19 protein-coding genes are annotated in these 16,543 nt (G+C 63.8%); 8 read left to right on the top strand and 11 right to left on the bottom strand.

Going from position 1 to position 16,543, the window contains the following annotated elements:
• Window positions 1-79: 79 nt before the first annotated feature.
• Window positions 80-790 carry a GGDEF domain-containing protein gene (locus L1069_RS08240; RefSeq protein WP_167738136.1) on the top strand — a complete coding sequence of 237 codons (711 nt, stop codon included), beginning with the start codon at window positions 80-82 and terminating at the stop codon, window positions 788-790.
• Here the strand turns inward: L1069_RS08240 and L1069_RS08235 are convergent.
• The 3 genes from L1069_RS08235 to L1069_RS08225 all read right to left on the bottom strand — a co-directional run bounded on the left by L1069_RS08235 (window position 787) and on the right by L1069_RS08225 (window position 2,922).
• The gene (locus tag L1069_RS08235) at window positions 787-1,608 is read right to left on the bottom strand and encodes a fatty acid desaturase (RefSeq protein ID WP_237455331.1); all 822 of its coding nucleotides are present in this window, start codon (window positions 1,606-1,608) and stop codon (window positions 787-789) included. The two genes, L1069_RS08240 and L1069_RS08235, sit on opposite strands and share 4 nt — an antisense overlap.
• Before the next feature lie 179 nt (window positions 1,609-1,787).
• The gene (locus L1069_RS08230; protein ID WP_237455330.1) at window positions 1,788-2,324 is read right to left on the bottom strand and encodes a MarR family transcriptional regulator; all 537 of its coding nucleotides are present in this window, start codon (window positions 2,322-2,324) and stop codon (window positions 1,788-1,790) included.
• A gap of 124 nt (window positions 2,325-2,448) precedes the next feature.
• Entirely contained in the window at window positions 2,449-2,922 is a 474-nt protein-coding gene (locus tag L1069_RS08225) for a YHS domain-containing (seleno)protein (protein ID WP_237455329.1), read from the bottom strand.
• A 240-nt stretch (window positions 2,923-3,162) separates the two neighbouring features.
• On the opposite strand from L1069_RS08225, the gene L1069_RS08220 reads away from it, so the two are divergent.
• A complete protein-coding gene (locus L1069_RS08220) occupies window positions 3,163-3,513 on the top strand; it encodes a hypothetical protein (protein WP_237455328.1) in 351 nt (116 codons plus the stop codon).
• Here L1069_RS08220 and L1069_RS08215 read toward each other — a convergent pair.
• Genes L1069_RS08215 through L1069_RS08190 form a run of 6 tightly spaced genes read right to left on the bottom strand, consistent with a single transcriptional unit; the run spans window position 3,503 to window position 7,555 of the window.
• Complete coding sequence (locus L1069_RS08215; RefSeq protein ID WP_129369815.1) at window positions 3,503-3,775, bottom strand: hypothetical protein; 273 nt, start codon at window positions 3,773-3,775, stop codon at window positions 3,503-3,505. The two genes, L1069_RS08220 and L1069_RS08215, sit on opposite strands and share 11 nt — an antisense overlap.
• Window positions 3,772-4,377 (bottom strand): glycerol-3-phosphate 1-O-acyltransferase PlsY, encoded by a 606-nt coding sequence (gene plsY, locus L1069_RS08210; protein WP_129369816.1) that lies wholly within the window; start codon window positions 4,375-4,377, stop codon window positions 3,772-3,774. Before plsY ends, L1069_RS08215 begins: the two co-directional genes overlap by 4 nt.
• Window positions 4,377-5,687 carry a dihydroorotase gene (gene pyrC, locus L1069_RS08205; protein ID WP_134830649.1) on the bottom strand — a complete coding sequence of 437 codons (1,311 nt, stop codon included), beginning with the start codon at window positions 5,685-5,687 and terminating at the stop codon, window positions 4,377-4,379. The genes plsY and pyrC overlap by 1 nt, the downstream gene beginning before the upstream one ends.
• Window positions 5,684-6,067 (bottom strand): hypothetical protein, encoded by a 384-nt coding sequence (locus L1069_RS08200; RefSeq protein WP_237455327.1) that lies wholly within the window; start codon window positions 6,065-6,067, stop codon window positions 5,684-5,686. Before L1069_RS08200 ends, pyrC begins: the two co-directional genes overlap by 4 nt.
• A complete protein-coding gene (locus L1069_RS08195) occupies window positions 6,067-6,600 on the bottom strand; it encodes a hypothetical protein (protein WP_237455326.1) in 534 nt (177 codons plus the stop codon). The genes L1069_RS08200 and L1069_RS08195 overlap by 1 nt, the downstream gene beginning before the upstream one ends.
• A 4-nt stretch (window positions 6,601-6,604) precedes the next feature.
• The gene (locus L1069_RS08190; RefSeq protein ID WP_237455325.1) at window positions 6,605-7,555 is read right to left on the bottom strand and encodes an aspartate carbamoyltransferase catalytic subunit; all 951 of its coding nucleotides are present in this window, start codon (window positions 7,553-7,555) and stop codon (window positions 6,605-6,607) included.
• 206 nt (window positions 7,556-7,761) lie between these two features.
• Between L1069_RS08190 and L1069_RS08185 the strand changes: the two genes are divergently transcribed.
• From L1069_RS08185 to L1069_RS08160, 6 genes are all read left to right on the top strand, one after another.
• Window positions 7,762-8,526, top strand: a complete 765-nt coding sequence (locus tag L1069_RS08185) for a uracil-DNA glycosylase (protein ID WP_129369821.1) — start codon at window positions 7,762-7,764, stop codon at window positions 8,524-8,526.
• A gap of 15 nt (window positions 8,527-8,541) precedes the next feature.
• On the top strand, window positions 8,542-9,141 hold the full coding sequence (locus L1069_RS08180; RefSeq protein ID WP_237455324.1) for a metallophosphoesterase family protein: 600 nt from the start codon (window positions 8,542-8,544) through the stop codon (window positions 9,139-9,141).
• Window positions 9,138-9,758 carry a LysE family translocator gene (locus L1069_RS08175; RefSeq protein ID WP_237455323.1) on the top strand — a complete coding sequence of 207 codons (621 nt, stop codon included), beginning with the start codon at window positions 9,138-9,140 and terminating at the stop codon, window positions 9,756-9,758. The genes L1069_RS08180 and L1069_RS08175 overlap by 4 nt, the downstream gene beginning before the upstream one ends.
• 1 nt (window position 9,759) lies before the next feature.
• Window positions 9,760-10,302, top strand: coding sequence for a molybdenum cofactor biosynthesis protein B (gene moaB, locus L1069_RS08170; protein ID WP_129369824.1), 543 nt, complete (start codon window positions 9,760-9,762; stop codon window positions 10,300-10,302).
• Window positions 10,303-10,430: 128 nt separating this feature from the next.
• Window positions 10,431-11,885, top strand: coding sequence for an efflux RND transporter periplasmic adaptor subunit (locus L1069_RS08165; protein ID WP_237455322.1), 1,455 nt, complete (start codon window positions 10,431-10,433; stop codon window positions 11,883-11,885).
• Window positions 11,886-11,890: 5 nt separating this feature from the next.
• The gene (locus tag L1069_RS08160) at window positions 11,891-15,286 is read left to right on the top strand and encodes an efflux RND transporter permease subunit (protein ID WP_237455321.1); all 3,396 of its coding nucleotides are present in this window, start codon (window positions 11,891-11,893) and stop codon (window positions 15,284-15,286) included.
• Here L1069_RS08160 and L1069_RS08155 read toward each other — a convergent pair.
• On the bottom strand, window positions 15,256-15,717 hold the full coding sequence (locus tag L1069_RS08155; protein ID WP_237455320.1) for an NUDIX hydrolase: 462 nt from the start codon (window positions 15,715-15,717) through the stop codon (window positions 15,256-15,258). The two genes, L1069_RS08160 and L1069_RS08155, sit on opposite strands and share 31 nt — an antisense overlap.
• Window positions 15,714-16,526: a protein-disulfide reductase DsbD domain-containing protein gene (locus tag L1069_RS08150; protein ID WP_237455319.1), complete on the bottom strand. Its 813-nt coding sequence runs from the start codon at window positions 16,524-16,526 to the stop codon at window positions 15,714-15,716. Before L1069_RS08150 ends, L1069_RS08155 begins: the two co-directional genes overlap by 4 nt.
• Between the last annotated feature and the right edge of the window lie 17 nt (window positions 16,527-16,543).

Below are 16,543 nucleotides of genomic sequence, written 5' to 3'. Positions count from 1 at the left end.
GCCGCCTATACTTTTGATATATTGTCTTTCGGCAAAAAATTGCACCAGAATGATCCTTGGGGATAGTTTCGGGGACTTCATGCTGGCAATCAGAAATAGCAGCCAGAAATGGTTTTTTGTTGCCTGTGTGACTGTTGTTTCCCTGGCCGTGTCCTGGATAGTGACCGGTCTGACTGCGCCTGATGGGCTGAGCCGGGCTGCCTTGGTGCCTTCGACGCTGGCCCCGTTGCTTATCGCACCCGTTGCCTCGTATTGGGCGTCGTGCCGGCTGCTGGAAATCCACATTCTGAATGAGAAGCTGCTGAAACTGGCGGCGCATGATCAGATGACGTCGCTGTACAGCCGCGATCACTTCTTCCGGCTGATCGCCGGGCTGGGCAATGATTTTCAGGGCAGCTTTCTGCTGGCGGATATCGACCGGTTCAAACTGGTCAATGACACATATGGGCATCAGGCCGGCGACGAGGTTATCCGGTTTGTGGCGGGCGTGTTGAAAGAGGGAGTTCAGCCCGGAGGAATCGCGGCCCGCTTTGGCGGCGAGGAATTTGTTGCGTGCTTGCCGGATGTTTCTCTGAAGACCGCAATGCAAAAGGCCGAGGAGATCCGCCAAGCCATTGGTGCGCAGGCCCTGTCTGTTGGAGCGGAACGCCTTCTGTGCTCGGTATCTATCGGGCTTGGCTATCACGACGGCAGCCGGACGGTGGAGGCAGTGCTGCGCGAGGCGGATGAAGCGCTTTATGCAGCCAAGCACGGCGGCCGGAATCAGGTGAAGTCGGCAGGCCGGTTTTAACGGCTGCACGGGTCCAGCCAGGGCACCACCGGCTGGCGGCTTGCGGCGTAGCCGGGCACTTGGGTGTCCAGCCGTGCAGCCAGTTCAGGCAGGCGGCTGACGGGCACTTTCGGGAACAGGTGGTGTTCACGGTGAAAAAGCATCAGATAGGCGGCCTTGGCGAGAAACCCGCGCTGGCTACGGGCTGCCAGGCCCGAGTTTCCGGTGCCTTGATGGGTGATCCACACTGCAAAAAACGCGGTCATGCATTGGGCCGCGCCCATTGCGGCCAGATGCAGCAGCAGAAACTGCTGGCCGCTCCACAGGATCAGCCCGGCCAGCATCGCAACGCAGATCCCGTCCCGCAGTATCCGCCGCCGCCATTTTTTACCGCCCTGCGCCCAGCAGGCGCGGATCAGGTCAAACGGAAAGCGCGGCCCGTAGCGCAGCACTTCGCCGACGTTCATATGCCCGCAATGCCCCTCGATATCACCTGGGCCCATCGCGTGGCGGTGATGCTGCATATGGCTCCACGCGACCGAGCAGTTGCAGCCGCACATCAGCGCGCTGAGGATATGCAGAACTGCAATGTCTCCGCGCCGCTGCAGGCCAAGATTGCCGTGGATCGCCTCATGATTAAGCCGCAGCGCACAGAGGAAAAACATGAAGCTGGCCCCGGCACCCAATGGCCAAAGAGCGGAGGCATACAGCCCCCAGGACAGCGCCAGCCAGGGCAGCGGCAGGGTCAGCTCTCCCCAGCGCTGGAGGCGGGTGACCGGCAGCAGATCCTGCCAGATGACAGTGCGCGGCGCGGCTTCACGGGAAACAGGCGGGTGCATGGCAGCCTCCTTTGCCTGGAGGGACGCAGCAACAAAAGATGCCGCGCACAAGGTGTCCAGAGCGTCAGGCGGGTTCACAGCGGACAGAGCTTTGGCGCCGTTAGTTGCAGTTATTCCTGTCATTAGAGAAATCACCTCGCAAATCTTTTTTTGACCAGGGGGGCGTTCCCAGCCCGCATTTACTCCTGCTTCTTCACACCGGGCAGGAAACGCGCCACCTTGGCGCCCAGCTTCAGCACAGCCAGATGCACCGACCGGGGCAGGCGGGAGAAATCCGCGTACCAGTCGTCAAACATCCGCATCACCCGCAGGGTCTCGCCCATGCGGTCTTTGACCGCCTTGGGGGTGTTGTCGGCCTCGGCCTCTTTCATCACGCCGGCCAGCGCCCGAAGGGTGGGGGCAAACTCGCGCTCGCGCCGCGCGGCAATCACCGCATCGACGAGGTCGAACATGTCGCGGATCGAGGTGAAGTGATCGCGCCGGTCGCCCAGCTGGCGGCTGGCCTTGACCAGCCCCTGCGCCTGCAGCTCCTTCAACCCGTTGGACACGTTTGAGCGCGCCAGCCCCAGCACCTCGCAAATCTCGTCCGCGGTCATTGGTTCATTGGAGATATGCAGCAGCGCGTGGATCTGCGCCACCGACCGGTTCACCCCCCAGCGGGAACCCATCTCGCCCCAGTGAAGGATAAAGTTCTGCATTGCGGCGGTCAGTTTCATCACAGGATCCTGAAATTTCTGTAATGACAGAAAATTGGAAAACCTGAGCCGTGTCAAGTCAAAGAAATACCGGCGGCAGGTTGCCCCGCCGCCGGCTGTTCGCTTGTGAGTGGTGGATAATGGGTTACTGCTGCAATGCCGCCGGACCTTTGTCTTCGATATCTTCCCAGTTCACATCGGCCTTCTCGATGAAACCTGGGATGTCGCCTTCCCAGCGGGTCTGAATGTCTTTGGCGAGGTTCAAATACAGCTTGTCGTCGACGATTTTCCAAAGCGTCGGATCGCCGTCGAATTTAAAGCCCATGGCGGCGCCAAAGGCGCAGTAGCCGCCATAGGCCGGCAGGTAGGCTTCCGGATTCTTTTCAAATTCAGCTTTGTTTTCTTCCGAGGCGAACCGGTACATCGCGTCATTGTGGAGCGCGGTGATTTTCCAGTTGCCCGGGGTCGGTTCCCCAACGGTGAAATACGCAACCGGGTCGTACCCCTGCAGCGCAAGGCCGGTTGAGGAGGCGTTGAGTTCTACACCGGCAGCCATAGCAGAAGTCGCCAGAGCAACCGAAAGCGCCACACCGCTCACCAGAGCTTTTACTTTGTTCATGGATCCCGTCCTTTCAATGCCGGCCGGGACTGCAGCGAATTTGCGCCCGGCTGGTGTTCCATAATACGTGCCGCGGTATGCTGCGGGTCACGGCACTGATGTGGAACGCCGGGCGATCACGTTCAAAACAACTCAATTTGAATGTGCATCAGACGTTGGCCCTCTGTGCATTCATGCGCAGAACGGGTGACAGCACCGCCGCCGGCAGGCAAAGTGGCCGCAGACAATATGGAGACAACAATGACACGTGGATTACCCAGCCGCCGCGCGGTTCTGAGCGGGCTGACGGCTTTTACTCTTTTCGCAGTCCCGGCCAGCGCGCAAGACGTCAGTGGTGTTTACCGGGCCGAAGGGCGCAATCCCGACGGCAGCGCTTATTCCGGAACCGTGCAGATTCAGGACAATGGCGGGACCGTGGACATGCAGTGGCAGATTGCCGGGCAATCCTATTCCGGCAGCGGTTCGCGCAATGGCGATGTGATCTGGGTGAACTGGGGCCAGACCCATCCGGTGGTCTATGTGCGGATGCCCAGCGGCGAACTGCACGGCACCTGGGGCAATGGCCGTGCGCTGGAACGGCTTATTCCGTGACCTGAAGCGCGAGCACAAAGCGGATCACTTTTTCCTTGGGCACTTCCCAGGGCTTCAGCTGCGCGCCAAAAGCCAGCCGGTACAGGTTGAGGCTGATGTAATCCCTGCCGCCGCGTTCATGGGCTACCAGCTTCTGAGCCTTGCCGCCGGCCAGATCCTGGCGGGTTACTGCGTAATGCCGCCCAGCCGCAGAACCGTAAAAGGCACCCAAAGGCAGCGCATCAAAGGCGGCCAGAAACGCGTCCGGCCAGCCACGGCTCACTTCTGGCCGATCCGCGGTTCGGTGCCTGCACGCAATCGCGCGATATTGGCCGCGTGGCGGATGAAAACCACTGCCGCCAGCAGCACCGCCAGCACCGCCACAGGCTGAAAGCCCAGCACCAATGCCCAAACAGCGCCTGAGGCCGCCGAAACCAGCGCTCCCATTGAGGATATCCGGCTGGCTGCCGCTGCTGCCAGCCAGGTCAGGCAGCAGGCAATGCCAACCGGCCAGGCCAGCGCCAGCATCAGGCCCAGGAAAGTAGCAACCCCTTTGCCGCCCTTGAACCCCAGCCAGACCGGGAAGCAATGGCCCAGAAAGGCCATCAGCCCAGCCGCTTGCGCCGCATCCTCGCCGGCCAGGGAGCGGGCCAGTAGCACCGCCGCCGCGCCCTTGCCGCCATCCAGGATCAGTGTCAGTGCCGCGGCGGCTTTGCTTCCAGTGCGCAGGACATTGGTGGTGCCGATATTGCCGGAGCCGATTTCACGCAGGTTGCCCAGCCCGAATGCCTTGGTGACGACCATGCCAAAGGGCACCGACCCCAGGCCGTAGCCAATCACCGCCCACAGGATCAGAACGGCGGCAGAGCTTTCCAGAACAGGCATCAGTCCCTCCGGTAGACGGGCTCACCCGCGACATATGTGGCCTCAACCCGCCCCTGCATCCGCTGGGTGTCAAATGGCGTGTTCTGCGATTTCGAGCGCAGTTTGAAACGGTCCAGCACAAACGGCACGTCCGGATCGAACAAGACCAGATCCGCAGGCGCGCCCTTGGCCAGGCGGCCGCTGTCCAGCCCCAGCCGTTTAGCCGGGTTCAGCGACATAGCGCGGAACAGGGTGGGCAGGTCCAGCAGTTCGGCATGATACAACCGCAGCGCCGCGGGCAGCAGGGTTTCCAGTGCGACAGCACCGGCGGCGGCTTCTTCAAACGGCAGCCGTTTGCTTTCTTCGTCCTGCGGTGTGTGCATCGAGGAAATGATATCGATCAGGCCTGTGCGCACCGCTTCCACAACGGCCAGCCGGTCGTCCTCAGACCGCAGCGGCGGCTTTACCTTGAAAAAGCTGCGGTAGCCGGCCACGTCCAGCTCATTCAGGGTCAGGTGGTGGATTGACGTGCCCGCGGTGATATCCAGCCCGTTGCCCTTGGCACGTTCCAGCGCGGGCAGGGCGCGGGCTGTGGTGATCTGGTCTGCATGATACTTGGCACCTGTCATTTCCAGCAGCGCGATATCGCGGTCCAACCCCATCCGCTCGGCCATTGGCGACACGGCCGGCAGGCCATAAAGCGCGGCGAATTTGCCGGAGGTTGCAGCCGCTCCGGCGCTCAGCACTGGTTCCTGCGGGTGGGCAATGACCAAGGCGCCGCAGGAGCGGGCATAGGTCAGCGCACGCTGAAAGACCTTGGTATTGCCGGTCACATGGTCGCAATCGGAAAACGCCACCGCGCCGGCATCCATCAGGAAGCCGATCTCGGTCATTTCACGCCCTGCGCGCCCTTTGGTCAGCGCCGCCATCGGCAGCACATTCACTGGCGTATCCGCCTGGGCGCGGCGGGTGACGAATTCCAGTGTTTCCGGGCTGTCGATGGCAGGTGCCGTGTCAGGACGGGTGACAATGGTGGTGACGCCGCCCGCTGCCGCAGCAAGTCCTGCGGATTTGTAGCTTTCCTTGTGCCGCTCGCCCGGCTCGCAGACCTTGACGCCGATGTCGACGATGCCTGGCGCCAGGCATTTGCCGCCGCAATCCTGACGGACCGCGTCCTCCGGCCTGATGTTGTGCGCGCGCAGCAACCGGTCAGGATCGCCGGCATTCTTTTCAATTGCCGCGATCCGCCCGTTCTGCACCAGCACCGCACCAGGCGCATCGGTGCCTGCCTCAGGATCAATCAGGCGGGCGTTGGTGAAGAGAGTGGTCATGCCTTGGCTCTTTCAATTGCGTGAAGCGTTGCAGCCGGGTTGGCCTGGTATTTGATCAAGTGTTTGTCGCCGGTCCTGGTGATCACCTGCACATAGCTGCCCATGGTGCGGGTGGTCTCGATTTGGGATAGCAGGATATTGCGTTCCGCTGGGCCGGTAAGGGCCGTATCCGTCAGGATCCAGACCACCGCCAGCTCCTCGCTGGCCATATACCAGCCGCGCAGGGCGATGGCGGCCAGGCCGCCAACAGCGCCAGTCCAGATATGCGGGCTGTCCAGGAACCACAGAACCGCCATGGCGCCGCCCATGCCGATCGCCGCCATCCAGGCGTGAGCGCGGACATAGGCGCTGCGGTCCGGTTTGAATTCGGTCTGAGCCATCAAACCGTCAATGCCCAGACAAGCAGTGCGGCCAGCAGCATCACCACAGCAAACAAAGCAGCGCCGATACGGCGGGCTTGGGTGCGCGCCTGCCGCGGGGAAAGTTTCTGGGCGGAATTGGGCTTGGCGCTTTCGGCGGTTGCGGGCGGGGCGCTCCAATTGGTCTGCCGCTCGCCGTATGTGCCCACCAGGGTGATCTGCTCTGCCGGGGTCAGCCGGGTTTCGGCACCGTCAAAGGCGCGTGAACGGATCAGCAGCACATGGCCATCCAGCGCGTCCAGCATTTCGCGGTCTTCCTCGACCTGCGTCCGCGGCACACCGCAGCCTTCGGTGAGGTAACCGGTCAGGCCGATGTCTTCCAGGTCGGAGACCGGAAAGATCTCCACCTGATCCATGTCCAGCACCTCGATCCCCAGCACCTGCGCCAGCGCGCCGGGTTCCTTCAGGAACGTCGCCTGCTCAGGCCGCATGTCGAGTGCAAACAGCCGGATCACGCCGCGTTCGCCTGCCGGGATATGGATTACGCCCTCCACCTGTTCAGCCCGCTTTCGCCTGACGTTCGGCGCGCAGGTTGCGGGCCAGCAGGTCCATTGCCGCCATCCGCACTGCGACCCCCATCTCGACCTGCTCCTGAATGACTGAACGGTTGATGTCGTCGGCGAGCGTTCCGTCGATTTCAACTCCGCGGTTCATCGGGCCGGGATGCATGATGATGGCGTCGGGTTTGGCCTGCGACAGCTTGTCGGCGTCGAGCCCGTAACGATGGTAGTATTCACGTTCGGACGGGATGAAGCCGCCGTCCATGCGCTCTTTCTGCAGCCGCAGCATCATCACCACATCAACGTCCTTAAGGCCTTCGCGCATGTCGTCATAGATCTCGGCGCCGAATTCGGCGAGCTGGCCGGGAACCAGCGTCGGCGGGCCAATGAGGCGGATGCGGTTTTCCATTTTGCCCAGCAAGATCAGGTTGGATCGGGCCACGCGGGAATGGGCAATGTCGCCGCAGATCGCGATGTTCAGCCGGTGCAGCCGGCCTTTGGAGCGGCGGATAGTGAGCGCGTCCAGCAGCGCCTGGGTTGGATGCTCGTGCTTGCCGTCGCCGGCATTCAGCACCGCGCAGTTCACCTTCTGCGCCAAGAGATCCACCGCGCCGGAATGCGGATGCCGCACCACCAGAAGGTCCGGGTGCATCGCATTCAGCGTCATCGCGGTGTCGATCAGGGTCTCGCCCTTTTTGATCGAGGAGGCCTGCATCGCCATATTCATGACATCAGCGCCCAGCCGCTTGCCTGCCAGCTCGAAACTCGCTTGGGTACGGGTGGAATTCTCGAAGAACATGTTGATCTGAGTAAGCCCCGCCAGCACGTCGGAATGCTTCTCGGGCCGGCGGTTCAGGGCAACATATTCATCGGCAAGATCAAGAATCGCGGTGATCTCATGCGGTGTCAGCGGTTCGATGCCAAGCAGGTGGCGGTGTTCGAAGGACATATGGGGCAGCTCCGCTTGATTTGCGGGTTCTTATAGGCGGGGTGCACGCGTGCGGCAAGGCGTTGCGGCGGAGGCAGGCGTTGCGCAGGCGAGGGGCCGGCCCCTCGCGCTCCCCGGAGTATTTCTGAAAAGATGAAAGACTTGAATTTACAAGATGGCCGCGGAGAGGTGTTCCGCTTGGGCGGCGGGCAGAGTAGCTTGAGCGAATGGAATCGGCATTGGATTACTGGAGCGCCCGGGCGCTGTTGGAGTGGCAGGCGGAGCTTGGCGCAACCGAGGCGCTTTGCGATGCGCCAGTGGACCGCTATGCGCTGGAGCAGTCTGCGCCGAAGCCGAAACCGGGCGCCGCCCCTGCGCCGCCGCCCAAGCCTAAGGAAGCGGACCCTGTTGATGTGGCACAGAAGGCCGCCAAGGGGGCGGCTTCGCTGCCGGCCTTGCGCGATGCCTTGGAGGGTTTCAGCCATTGTGACCTGAAACGCGGCGCGCGTAATCTGGTGTTCTCGGACGGGCAGGCCGGCGCACGGGTGATGATCATCGGCGAGGCGCCGGGCCGGGATGAGGATCTGCAGGGCAAACCGTTTACGGGCCGCGCCGGTCAGCTTCTGGACAAGATGCTGGAGGCCATCGGTCTTTCACGTGCCGAGAGCGTCTATATCACCAATGTGCTGCCCTGGCGGCCGCCGCAGAACCGCGATCCGCTGCCGGCCGAGATCGCCATGCTGGCGCCGTTTCTGGAGCGGCATGTGGCGCTGGCAGAGCCGGATATTCTGGTCTTGATGGGCAATATCAGCTGCCAGGCAGTGCTGGGCAAACGCGGCATTACCCGGCTGCGTGGGCAATGGGATCAGGCCTGGGGCAAGCCGGTGCTGCCGATGTTCCACCCCGCCTATCTGTTGCGCCAGCCGCAGCAGAAGCGGCAGGCCTGGGGTGATCTTCTTGAGCTGAAGGCACGGCTGGGCGCCCTGTCCTGACGGAGGAGGAGCCGCATGAAGATTCTCGCGTTTTCAGATCTGCATCTTTCAAGCAGCCACGCGGTGGAAATCGTGGCGGCCAGCGCGGGTGCTGATCTGGTGATTGGTGCAGGTGATTTTTGCAATATGCGCCAGGGACTGGACCGGGCCGTGGCGATGCTGGCCGGGTTGAAGGCGCCGATGGTGGCGGTGCCCGGCAATGGTGAAAGCGCTGGTGAGTTGCGTGCAGCAGAGTTTCCCGGAACAACCGTGCTGCATGGCGAGGGCGTTGATTTTGAGGGGCTGCGTCTGTTCGGCCTGGGCTATGGCGTGCCTGAAACACCTTTTGGCAGCTGGTCTTGCGACCTAAGCGAAGTTCAGGCGGCAGCGATGCTGGCTGCCTGTGATCATGCGGATATTCTGATCTCCCATTCACCGCCCAAGGGGCTGGGGGACGTGACCTCGGGCGGGCTGTCCGTCGGCTCCATGGCGGTCCGGGCAGCGGCGGAGCGGATCCGGCCGCAATTGCTGCTCTGCGGCCATGTGCATGATTGCTGGGGCTTTCGCGGCAGCATAGGCAGGACGCGGGTGGCCAATCTGGGCCCTTTGGTGAGCTGGTTTGAGGTGCAGCCTTGATTGATGCGGTAACTTTGCTCGCCTTCATCCCGGCAGCGCTGGCGCTGAACCTGACACCGGGCGCGGACATGATGTTCTGTCTTGGCCAGGGGCTGCGCTCGGGGCGCCGGGCGGCGGTGGCGGCAAGTGCCGGGATCTCCGCGGGCAGCATGGTGCATGTCTCCTTGGCGGGGCTAGGGCTGGGTGCGGTGGTTTCCGCGATGCCTGCGCTGTTTGATCTGATCCGCTGGGCGGGTGTGGCCTATCTGCTGTATCTGGCCTGGGGCGCCTTGCACGGGGGGCTGGCGGCGGAGGGGCTGCCGCAGCGGCGCGGGGCCGGCGCTTTTCGCAGCGCGCTGCTGGTCAATCTGACCAATCCCAAGGTGATCCTGTTTGTGCTGGCCTTTGTGCCGCAATTTGTGAAACCCGAGGCCGGCCCGGTGCTGGGGCAGTTCCTGGTCTTCGGGTTGATCCTGGCCGTGGGTGGTTTCTTTATCAACGGGCTGATTGGTGTTTTTGCCGGTCAGGCCGGGCAGCGGTTGACCGGATCGCCGGTGTTCGCGCGCTGGCTGGGCCGGGTTTCGGCCGGAATTTTTGCAGGGCTGGCCGTACGGCTGGCGATTATGGAGAGGGCGTGAAATGTCCCGGATTGACGAAAGCATGGAATTCATCCCGGTCCGTATTGCGGTGCTGACGGTGTCGGACAGCCGCAAAATGGAGGATGACCGCTCCGGCCAGGTGCTGGTGGACCGGTTGCGGGACGCGGGCCACACTCTTGCCGGGCGCAAGATTATTCCCGACGAGCGCGCCGAAATCGCCGCGCAGCTGCGCGCCTGGATCGCCGACCGGGAGGTGGATGTGGTGATTTCAACCGGCGGCACCGGGCTGACCGGGCGGGATGTCACGGTGGAAGCGCACCGGGATGTCTATGAAAAGGAGATCGAGGCCTTTGGCACCGTCTTCACCCATGTCTCGATGCAGAAGATCGGCACCAGCGCGGTGCAATCGCGCGCCACCGGCGGCGTTGCGGGCGGCACCTATCTGTTTGCACTGCCCGGCAGCCCCGGCGCCTGCAAGGACGGCTGGGATGAAATCCTGTCAAAACAGCTTGATTACCGCCACCGGCCCTGCAATTTCGTGGAAATCATGCCCAGATTGGAGGAACATCTGCGCCGGAAGTAACCCTGCGCGGCGTGTAACCTCGTAAACCTGTGCGGAAAATCGTATATTTCCAAGCGGGCACAAGGCATTTGCGCTTTGGCTGGCCGCATCGGCGGTCCCGGCAGCATCCGCCACCGGAAGGGAGAGACATGCGCTTTTTGCGTCAGAGTGTGACTGGGGTGTTCCTGGCGGCCTTAACGGCAGCGCTGCTGCTTTATGCCGGGCAGCTGGTTTTCAGTGCGATTGACGCACAGCTGAATGCGGAGAAAAAAACACCGCCAGTGCGTGAGCGGGTGTTTGCGGTCAATGTGGTGACGGCGGATCTGCAGACCGTGGCGCCGGAGCTGACGGCCTTTGGCCGGGTGGAAAGCCGCCGCGCACTGGAACTGCGCACAGCGGTGGCGGGCCGGGTTGTGCACCTCTCTGAAGATTTCGAGGACGGCGGCGCGGTCCGCGCAGGTGAAGTGCTGGTGCAAATCGATCCGGCGGATGCGCAGGCGGCGCTGGACCGGGCCGAGGCCGACATGATGGATGCCCGCGCCGAGGAACGCGATGCCGGCCGGGCGCTGATCCTGGCACAGGACGAATTGCAGGCCACCCAGGACCAGGCGCAGCTGCGCGAACGGGCCTTTCAACGGCAAGTGGATCTGCGGCAGCGCGGTGTCGGCACTGCCGCAACGGTGGAAACGGCGGAGCTTGCGACGGTGCAGGCACGCCAGGCGGTGATCTCGCGCCGCCAGGCCGTCAGCCAGGCAGAGGCGCGTGTGGATCAGGCAGCCACCCGCGTGGCCCGGGCGCAGCTCGCGCTGGACGAAGCGCAGCGCGAGCTGGACGATACAACGATCATGGCGGGTTTCGACGGGACTTTGCAGGCGGTTAACCTGGTGCAGGGGCGGCTGGTTTCGGCCAATGAAAAACTGGCGGATTTGGTTGATCCGGATCTGCTGGAGGCCGCGTTCCGGGTTTCCACTGCGCAATACGCCCGGCTGCTTGATGCCGGGGGCGATCTGCTGCGCGCGCCGGTGCGGGTGTCGCTGGATGCCGCCGGCGCAGGGTTAAATGCAGCCGGGCAGATTTCCCGCGCCAGCGGGGCTGCCGGTGACGGGCAGACCGGGCGCTTGGTTTATGCCCGGCTGCAGGCTGCGCCGGGGTTTGAACCTGGCGATTTTGTCACCGTAAAAGTGACCGAGCCTGAGGTCGCGGCGGTGGCCCGTGTTCCGGCCTCGGCGCTGGGCGCGGATGGCTCGGTCCTTGTGCTGGGGGCTGAGGACCGGCTGGAGTCATTGGCCGTCGAACTGGTGCGCCGTCAGGGCGATGACGTGCTGATCCGCGGTTCAGGACTGAAAGGCCGCGAGATCGTGACCGGGCGCACGCCGCTTTTGGGGGCTGGCATTAAAGTGCGCCCGCTGCGCCAGGGGGCCGGGGTGCAGGCGCTTCCGCAATTAATCGAGCTGACCGACGAACGCCGGGCCAGGCTTGTGGCGTTTGTCGAGGGCAGCAGCGTGATGCCTTCCGCAATGAAAGAACAGATGCTGCAGCAACTGGCCGAGGCCAGGGTGCCCGTCAGGCTGGTGACCCGGATTGAATCCCGGATGGGGGGCTGAGGGTCATGGTCCGCAAGCTCCCCCGGCCGGCCCGCGGGCTGTTCAGCTACTTCACCCGCCACCGCACCGCCGCAAACCTGCTGCTGGTGATCATGCTGGTGCTGGGCGCCGCAGCGATGCCCAACATGCGGACGCAGTTCTTCCCGGATGTGATTGTCGAACGCGTCACCGTCACCGTCGAATGGGAAGGCGCCGGCCCCGAGGACGTGGACAGCGCCATCGTGCAGATTCTGGAACCGGCACTGCTGGCCGTGGACGGGGTGGAGGAGACATCCTCCAGCTCGCGCGAAGGGCGGGCAACGCTGACGCTGGAGTTTGAGCCTGGCACGGACATGGGGCAGGCCACCGACGATGTGCAGGCCGCGGTCGACGGCATCACCACCCTGCCGGAGGAGGCGGAGGAGCCGGAAGTGCGCCGTGGCGCCTGGCGCGACCGGGTGACCGATGTTGTGATATCCGGGCCTGTGGCCGCCGGCCAGCTGGGTCTGTTTGCGGATGAGCTGGTGACCCGCCTGTTTGAGGCCGGCGTCACCCGCACCACCATCCGCGGCGTGGCAGCACCCGAGACCATCGTCGAAGTGCCCACCGCCATGCTGATGACCCATGACATCACCATGCGCGAAGTCGCCGAGGCCATAGCGGCAGAGGTTGATGCAGATCCGGCAGGCGATGTCAGCGGCGCCAACGCGCGGGTGCGCACCGGCAGCGAGAAACGCAAACCCGACGAGCTGGAAGCCATTGTCCTGCGCACCAATGCCGATGGCTCGGTGCTGACCATTGCCGACGTGGCGCAGGTGCGGGTCGAGGGTGTGGACCGCAACCGCTCGTATTTTGTGGACGGCAACCCGGCAATGTCGATCCGGGTGGACCGCTCGGACCAGGGTAATGCCATCCGCTTGCAGGGCCAGGTGCAGGAGGTGGTGGCCGAAATGCAGGCCAGCCTGCCGCAGGGCGTGACGGCGCAGCTGATCCGCACCCGCGCGGGCCGCATCACCGACCGTCTGGATATTCTGATCGACAATGGCCTGATGGGGCTTGCCCTGGTGCTGTGCCTGTTGTTCCTGTTCCTCAACACCCGCATTGCCTTCTGGGTGGCCATGGGCATCCCTGCCTCGATGTTTGCCGCCGTGGCGCTGATGTATGCTGCCGGTATCACCATCAATATGGTCAGCCTATTCGGTCTGATCATCACCCTGGGGATCGTGGTGGACGATGCAATCGTGGTGGGTGAACACGCCGATTTCCGTGTGCGGCGGCTGGGGGAAAACCCGGTGCAGGCCGCCGAAAATGCGGCCCGGCGGATGGCGATGCCGGTTTTTGCGGCAACGCTGACCACTATCATCGCTTTCTTTGGCCTGACCTTGGTGGGGGGGCGTTTTGGCGAGCTGATCCGCGATATTCCTTTCACCGTGATCGCGGTGCTGGCGGCCTCGCTGGTGGAATGTTTTCTGATCCTGCCCAACCATCTGGCCCATGCCCTGACCCATGCCCAGGCGCGGCATTGGTATGACTGGCCGAACCGGATGGTGAACCGCGGCTTCCGCTGGCTGCGCGACAATGCGTTCCGCCCGTTCATGGGGCTTGTGGTTCAGGCCCGCTATGCGGTGCTGGCCGGGGCGCTGGTGGTTCTGGCCAGCCAGGCGGCGCTGTTCATCAACGGCGACGTCAAATGGCGCTTTTTCAACGCGCCTGAACGCGGCTCCGTGACCGGCAATTTCGCCATGGTAGAGGGCGCCAGCCGCAGTGATACCCTGGCGATGATGCAGGAAGTGCAGCGAACCACCGAGGCACTGGGCGCGGAATATGCCGCCCGCTATGGCCGCAATCCGCTGGATTTTGTCATAGCCGAGGTGGGCGGCAATGCGGGCCGCGGCCTTGGCGGGGTTGAGGCCAAGGACACAGATCTGCTGGGCGGTATCGCGATTGAATTGATCGATGCCGACCTGCGCCCTTACTCCAGCTTTGCCTTTGTCGCCGAGCTGCAGGAACGGGTGGCGCGGCATCCGCTGGTCGAGACGGTCTCTTTCCGCGGCTGGCGGTCTGGTCCGGGCGGCGACGCGCTGGACGTGCAATTTTCCGGGCCCGGCGTGCAAGTGCTGAAGGATGCCGCGGAAGACCTGAAAACCGCGCTGCTGCGGTTTCCTGAGGTTTCAGCCGTCGAGGACAATCTGGCCTACGACAAAGAGGAGGTGATCCTCGACCTCACCCCGCAAGGCCAGGCGTTGAACTTCACCATTGGCAGCCTGGGACAGGCGTTGCGGGCGCGGCTGAATGGTATTGAGGCCGCGACATACCCGGACGGGCCGCGCAGCGCCAAGATCCGGGTGGAGCTGCCTGAAAATGAGCTGACTGCCGATTTTCTGGAGCGCACGCTGATGCGGGCGCCAAGCGGGATCTACGTTCCGCTGGCCGATATCGTCTCGGTCACCCAGCGCACCGGGTTCTCCACCGTGCGGCGGGAAAACGGTATCCGGGTGATCAGTGTCTCGGGCGACATCTCCGAGGACGACCCCGCCCGGGCTGAAGCCGTGATGCAAGCGTTGCAGCAGGAAATCCTGCCGAAGATCGCCAGCGAGCGGCAGGTGGAATGGACCCTGTCGGGCCTCGCCGAGCAGGAGCAAACCTTCCTGCAGGAGGCCGGCACCGGGCTGATCCTGTGCCTCACCGGCATTTACCTGGTGCTGTCCTGGATCTTTGCCAGCTGGACCCGGCCCCTGGTGGTGATGGCGATCATTCCCTTTGGCCTGGTTGGTACGATTTGGGGCCACTACATGTGGGAGGTGCCGCTGAGCATGTTCACCGTGGTGGGGCTGCTGGGAATGACCGGGATCATTATCAATGATTCGATCGTGCTGGTGACGACCATCGACCAATATGCGCAGGACCGCGGTCTGGTGCCGTCGATCATCGACGCGGCGGCTGACCGGCTGCGGCCGGTGATGCTGACCACTATGACAACTGTTCTGGGGCTGGCGCCCCTGCTGTTTGAGCGCTCGCAGCAGGCTCAGTTCCTGAAGCCGACGGTGATCACATTGGTCTATGGCCTTGGCTTTGGCATGTTCCTGGTCCTGCTGGTGGTGCCGGCACTGGTCGCCATGCAGCGGGACCTTTCACGCCCGATGACCTCGCTGCGCCGGGCGTTGCGGCGCGGCGCCGGGGGGCTGCGCTGGCTGGTGCTGGGCACCGCGCTGGCACAGCTTGGCTGGCTGGTGCTGACGCTGGGCTGGGCCATGGCCACCGGCGCGCTGCATCCGGCACTGCGGGCGTTTCCTGCGCTGGCAGCAATGGAGCCGGTGCGCGCCGGACTGCTGGCCTGCATTGCGGGGGCGCTGGTTCTGGCGCTGCTGGCCTATCTGGCCGGAGGAATTGCCTACCGGTTCAGCGCCCGCCAGCGGGTCTGAGCCAGCCGGGCCACATCCGCCACCTGTTCCAGCAATTGCAGGCCGCGGCTTTCGATTTCAGAAATCGGGATCCATTCGGCCTGTTCGGCATCATCATCCGGCACCGGCTCGCCGCTGATATAGCCGCACAGGACCACGGTCAGCAGATACTGACGCTGTGCCGCGCCTGCCGCATCGCGGGAAATCACATCCACATTGGTGAGGTATTCCAGCGGCTTGGCAATAACTCCGGTTTCCTCCTGCAACTCGCGCGCGGCGGCCTGCAGGGCGGTCTCTCCCATCTCGACATGGCCGCCGGGAAACCCCCACCAGCCCGCATTCGGGTCCTTGCCGCGCTGCACCAGGATGACCTGGTCCCGCCCGCCGAAATGGCGGCAGACCACGGCAATGGTGCCCAGGACCGGACGCAGAGGGCTGCTGGCGGTGCTCATCCGGCGCTGCAGCCCTGGATGTCCACCGCGTGGTTCTGCCCCAGCACCGTGATCCGCAATTGCGAGCGGTCAATGGCATAGGCGTTGCCGTCAGCGGGCAGGAATTCAGTCTCTGCCACCAGCAAACCGCCCTCGCGGCGGGTGGTTGTCTCGCCGGCGTAGAGTTTTGGATTGCCGGGCTCGATCACCGCAACCTCTTCGCCGCCGGCGGACGGCATCGAGATGCGGGCGGTGACTTTCATCCCGTATTCAGACGGGCGCAGGCTGCAGGCGGCATGGCGCACACCGGCTTCTTTGGCCGACCAGGGACGGCTGGCCATTGCAGCGGCAATTGCCGGGTTACGGCCTGCGGCACTGTCCAGCTGCTGGTCAAAGCTCAGCTCGGCCGGCACGCAGACATCCTTGCAGACACCCAGCTGCATCCGGCCTTTCAGCCGCACCGGCTTGCCGGGCTTCTCCGGGGTGATCTCCACCGGCAGCACCAGCTGATCGTGATAGCCGATGGTACGGTAACCGGAGGTTTCAAAAATCTCGGGTGCGGGCCAGGTGATCGAAAGCCCGCCCACATTGCGCGCACCGCGCCAGGAAAAACTGGGCGGAATGCCGGCGTCGCCGGGCGCGCGCCAATAGGTCTTCCAACCCGGCTGCAGCTTGATCCGCAGCGCCCCCATATAGGTGCCGCGCGGGGTGATGCCGCCGTCAAGCACCTCAATCTGCACAATCCCGTTGTCAGCGGCGCCAGCAAAGGCCGGGGCGCCCGCTGTCACGGCAAGCAAGGCCGCCAGGGCGGCAGCGTGTCTGTTTTGCATCGTTTTCATGCCTTGAT

This window comes from Leisingera sp. MMG026 (genome assembly GCF_021654205.1).
Taxonomy (GTDB): domain Bacteria; phylum Pseudomonadota; class Alphaproteobacteria; order Rhodobacterales; family Rhodobacteraceae; genus Leisingera.
The sequence above is the reverse complement of the archived record's forward strand: the minus strand, read 5'-3'. Positions and strand labels throughout refer to the sequence as shown.

Coding starts and splice junctions, on each gene's coding strand:
- L1069_RS08225 (WP_237455329.1), bottom strand. CDS start 2,922: ATGAACAAAGTAAAAGCTCTGGTGAGCGGTGTGGCGCTTTCGGTTGCT.
- L1069_RS08150 (WP_237455319.1), bottom strand. CDS start 16,526: ATGCAAAACAGACACGCTGCCGCCCTGGCGGCCTTGCTTGCCGTGACA.
- L1069_RS08155 (WP_237455320.1), bottom strand. CDS start 15,717: ATGAGCACCGCCAGCAGCCCTCTGCGTCCGGTCCTGGGCACCATTGCC.
- L1069_RS08220 (WP_237455328.1), top strand. CDS start 3,163: ATGACACGTGGATTACCCAGCCGCCGCGCGGTTCTGAGCGGGCTGACG.
- L1069_RS08230 (WP_237455330.1), bottom strand. CDS start 2,324: ATGAAACTGACCGCCGCAATGCAGAACTTTATCCTTCACTGGGGCGAG.
- moaB (WP_129369824.1), top strand. CDS start 9,760: ATGTCCCGGATTGACGAAAGCATGGAATTCATCCCGGTCCGTATTGCG.
- L1069_RS08180 (WP_237455324.1), top strand. CDS start 8,542: ATGAAGATTCTCGCGTTTTCAGATCTGCATCTTTCAAGCAGCCACGCG.
- L1069_RS08190 (WP_237455325.1), bottom strand. CDS start 7,555: ATGTCCTTCGAACACCGCCACCTGCTTGGCATCGAACCGCTGACACCG.
- L1069_RS08235 (WP_237455331.1), bottom strand. CDS start 1,608: ATGCACCCGCCTGTTTCCCGTGAAGCCGCGCCGCGCACTGTCATCTGG.
- L1069_RS08165 (WP_237455322.1), top strand. CDS start 10,431: ATGCGCTTTTTGCGTCAGAGTGTGACTGGGGTGTTCCTGGCGGCCTTA.
- L1069_RS08185 (WP_129369821.1), top strand. CDS start 7,762: ATGGAATCGGCATTGGATTACTGGAGCGCCCGGGCGCTGTTGGAGTGG.
- plsY (WP_129369816.1), bottom strand. CDS start 4,377: ATGCCTGTTCTGGAAAGCTCTGCCGCCGTTCTGATCCTGTGGGCGGTG.
- pyrC (WP_134830649.1), bottom strand. CDS start 5,687: ATGACCACTCTCTTCACCAACGCCCGCCTGATTGATCCTGAGGCAGGC.
- L1069_RS08240 (WP_167738136.1), top strand. CDS start 80: ATGCTGGCAATCAGAAATAGCAGCCAGAAATGGTTTTTTGTTGCCTGT.
- L1069_RS08200 (WP_237455327.1), bottom strand. CDS start 6,067: ATGGCTCAGACCGAATTCAAACCGGACCGCAGCGCCTATGTCCGCGCT.
- L1069_RS08160 (WP_237455321.1), top strand. CDS start 11,891: ATGGTCCGCAAGCTCCCCCGGCCGGCCCGCGGGCTGTTCAGCTACTTC.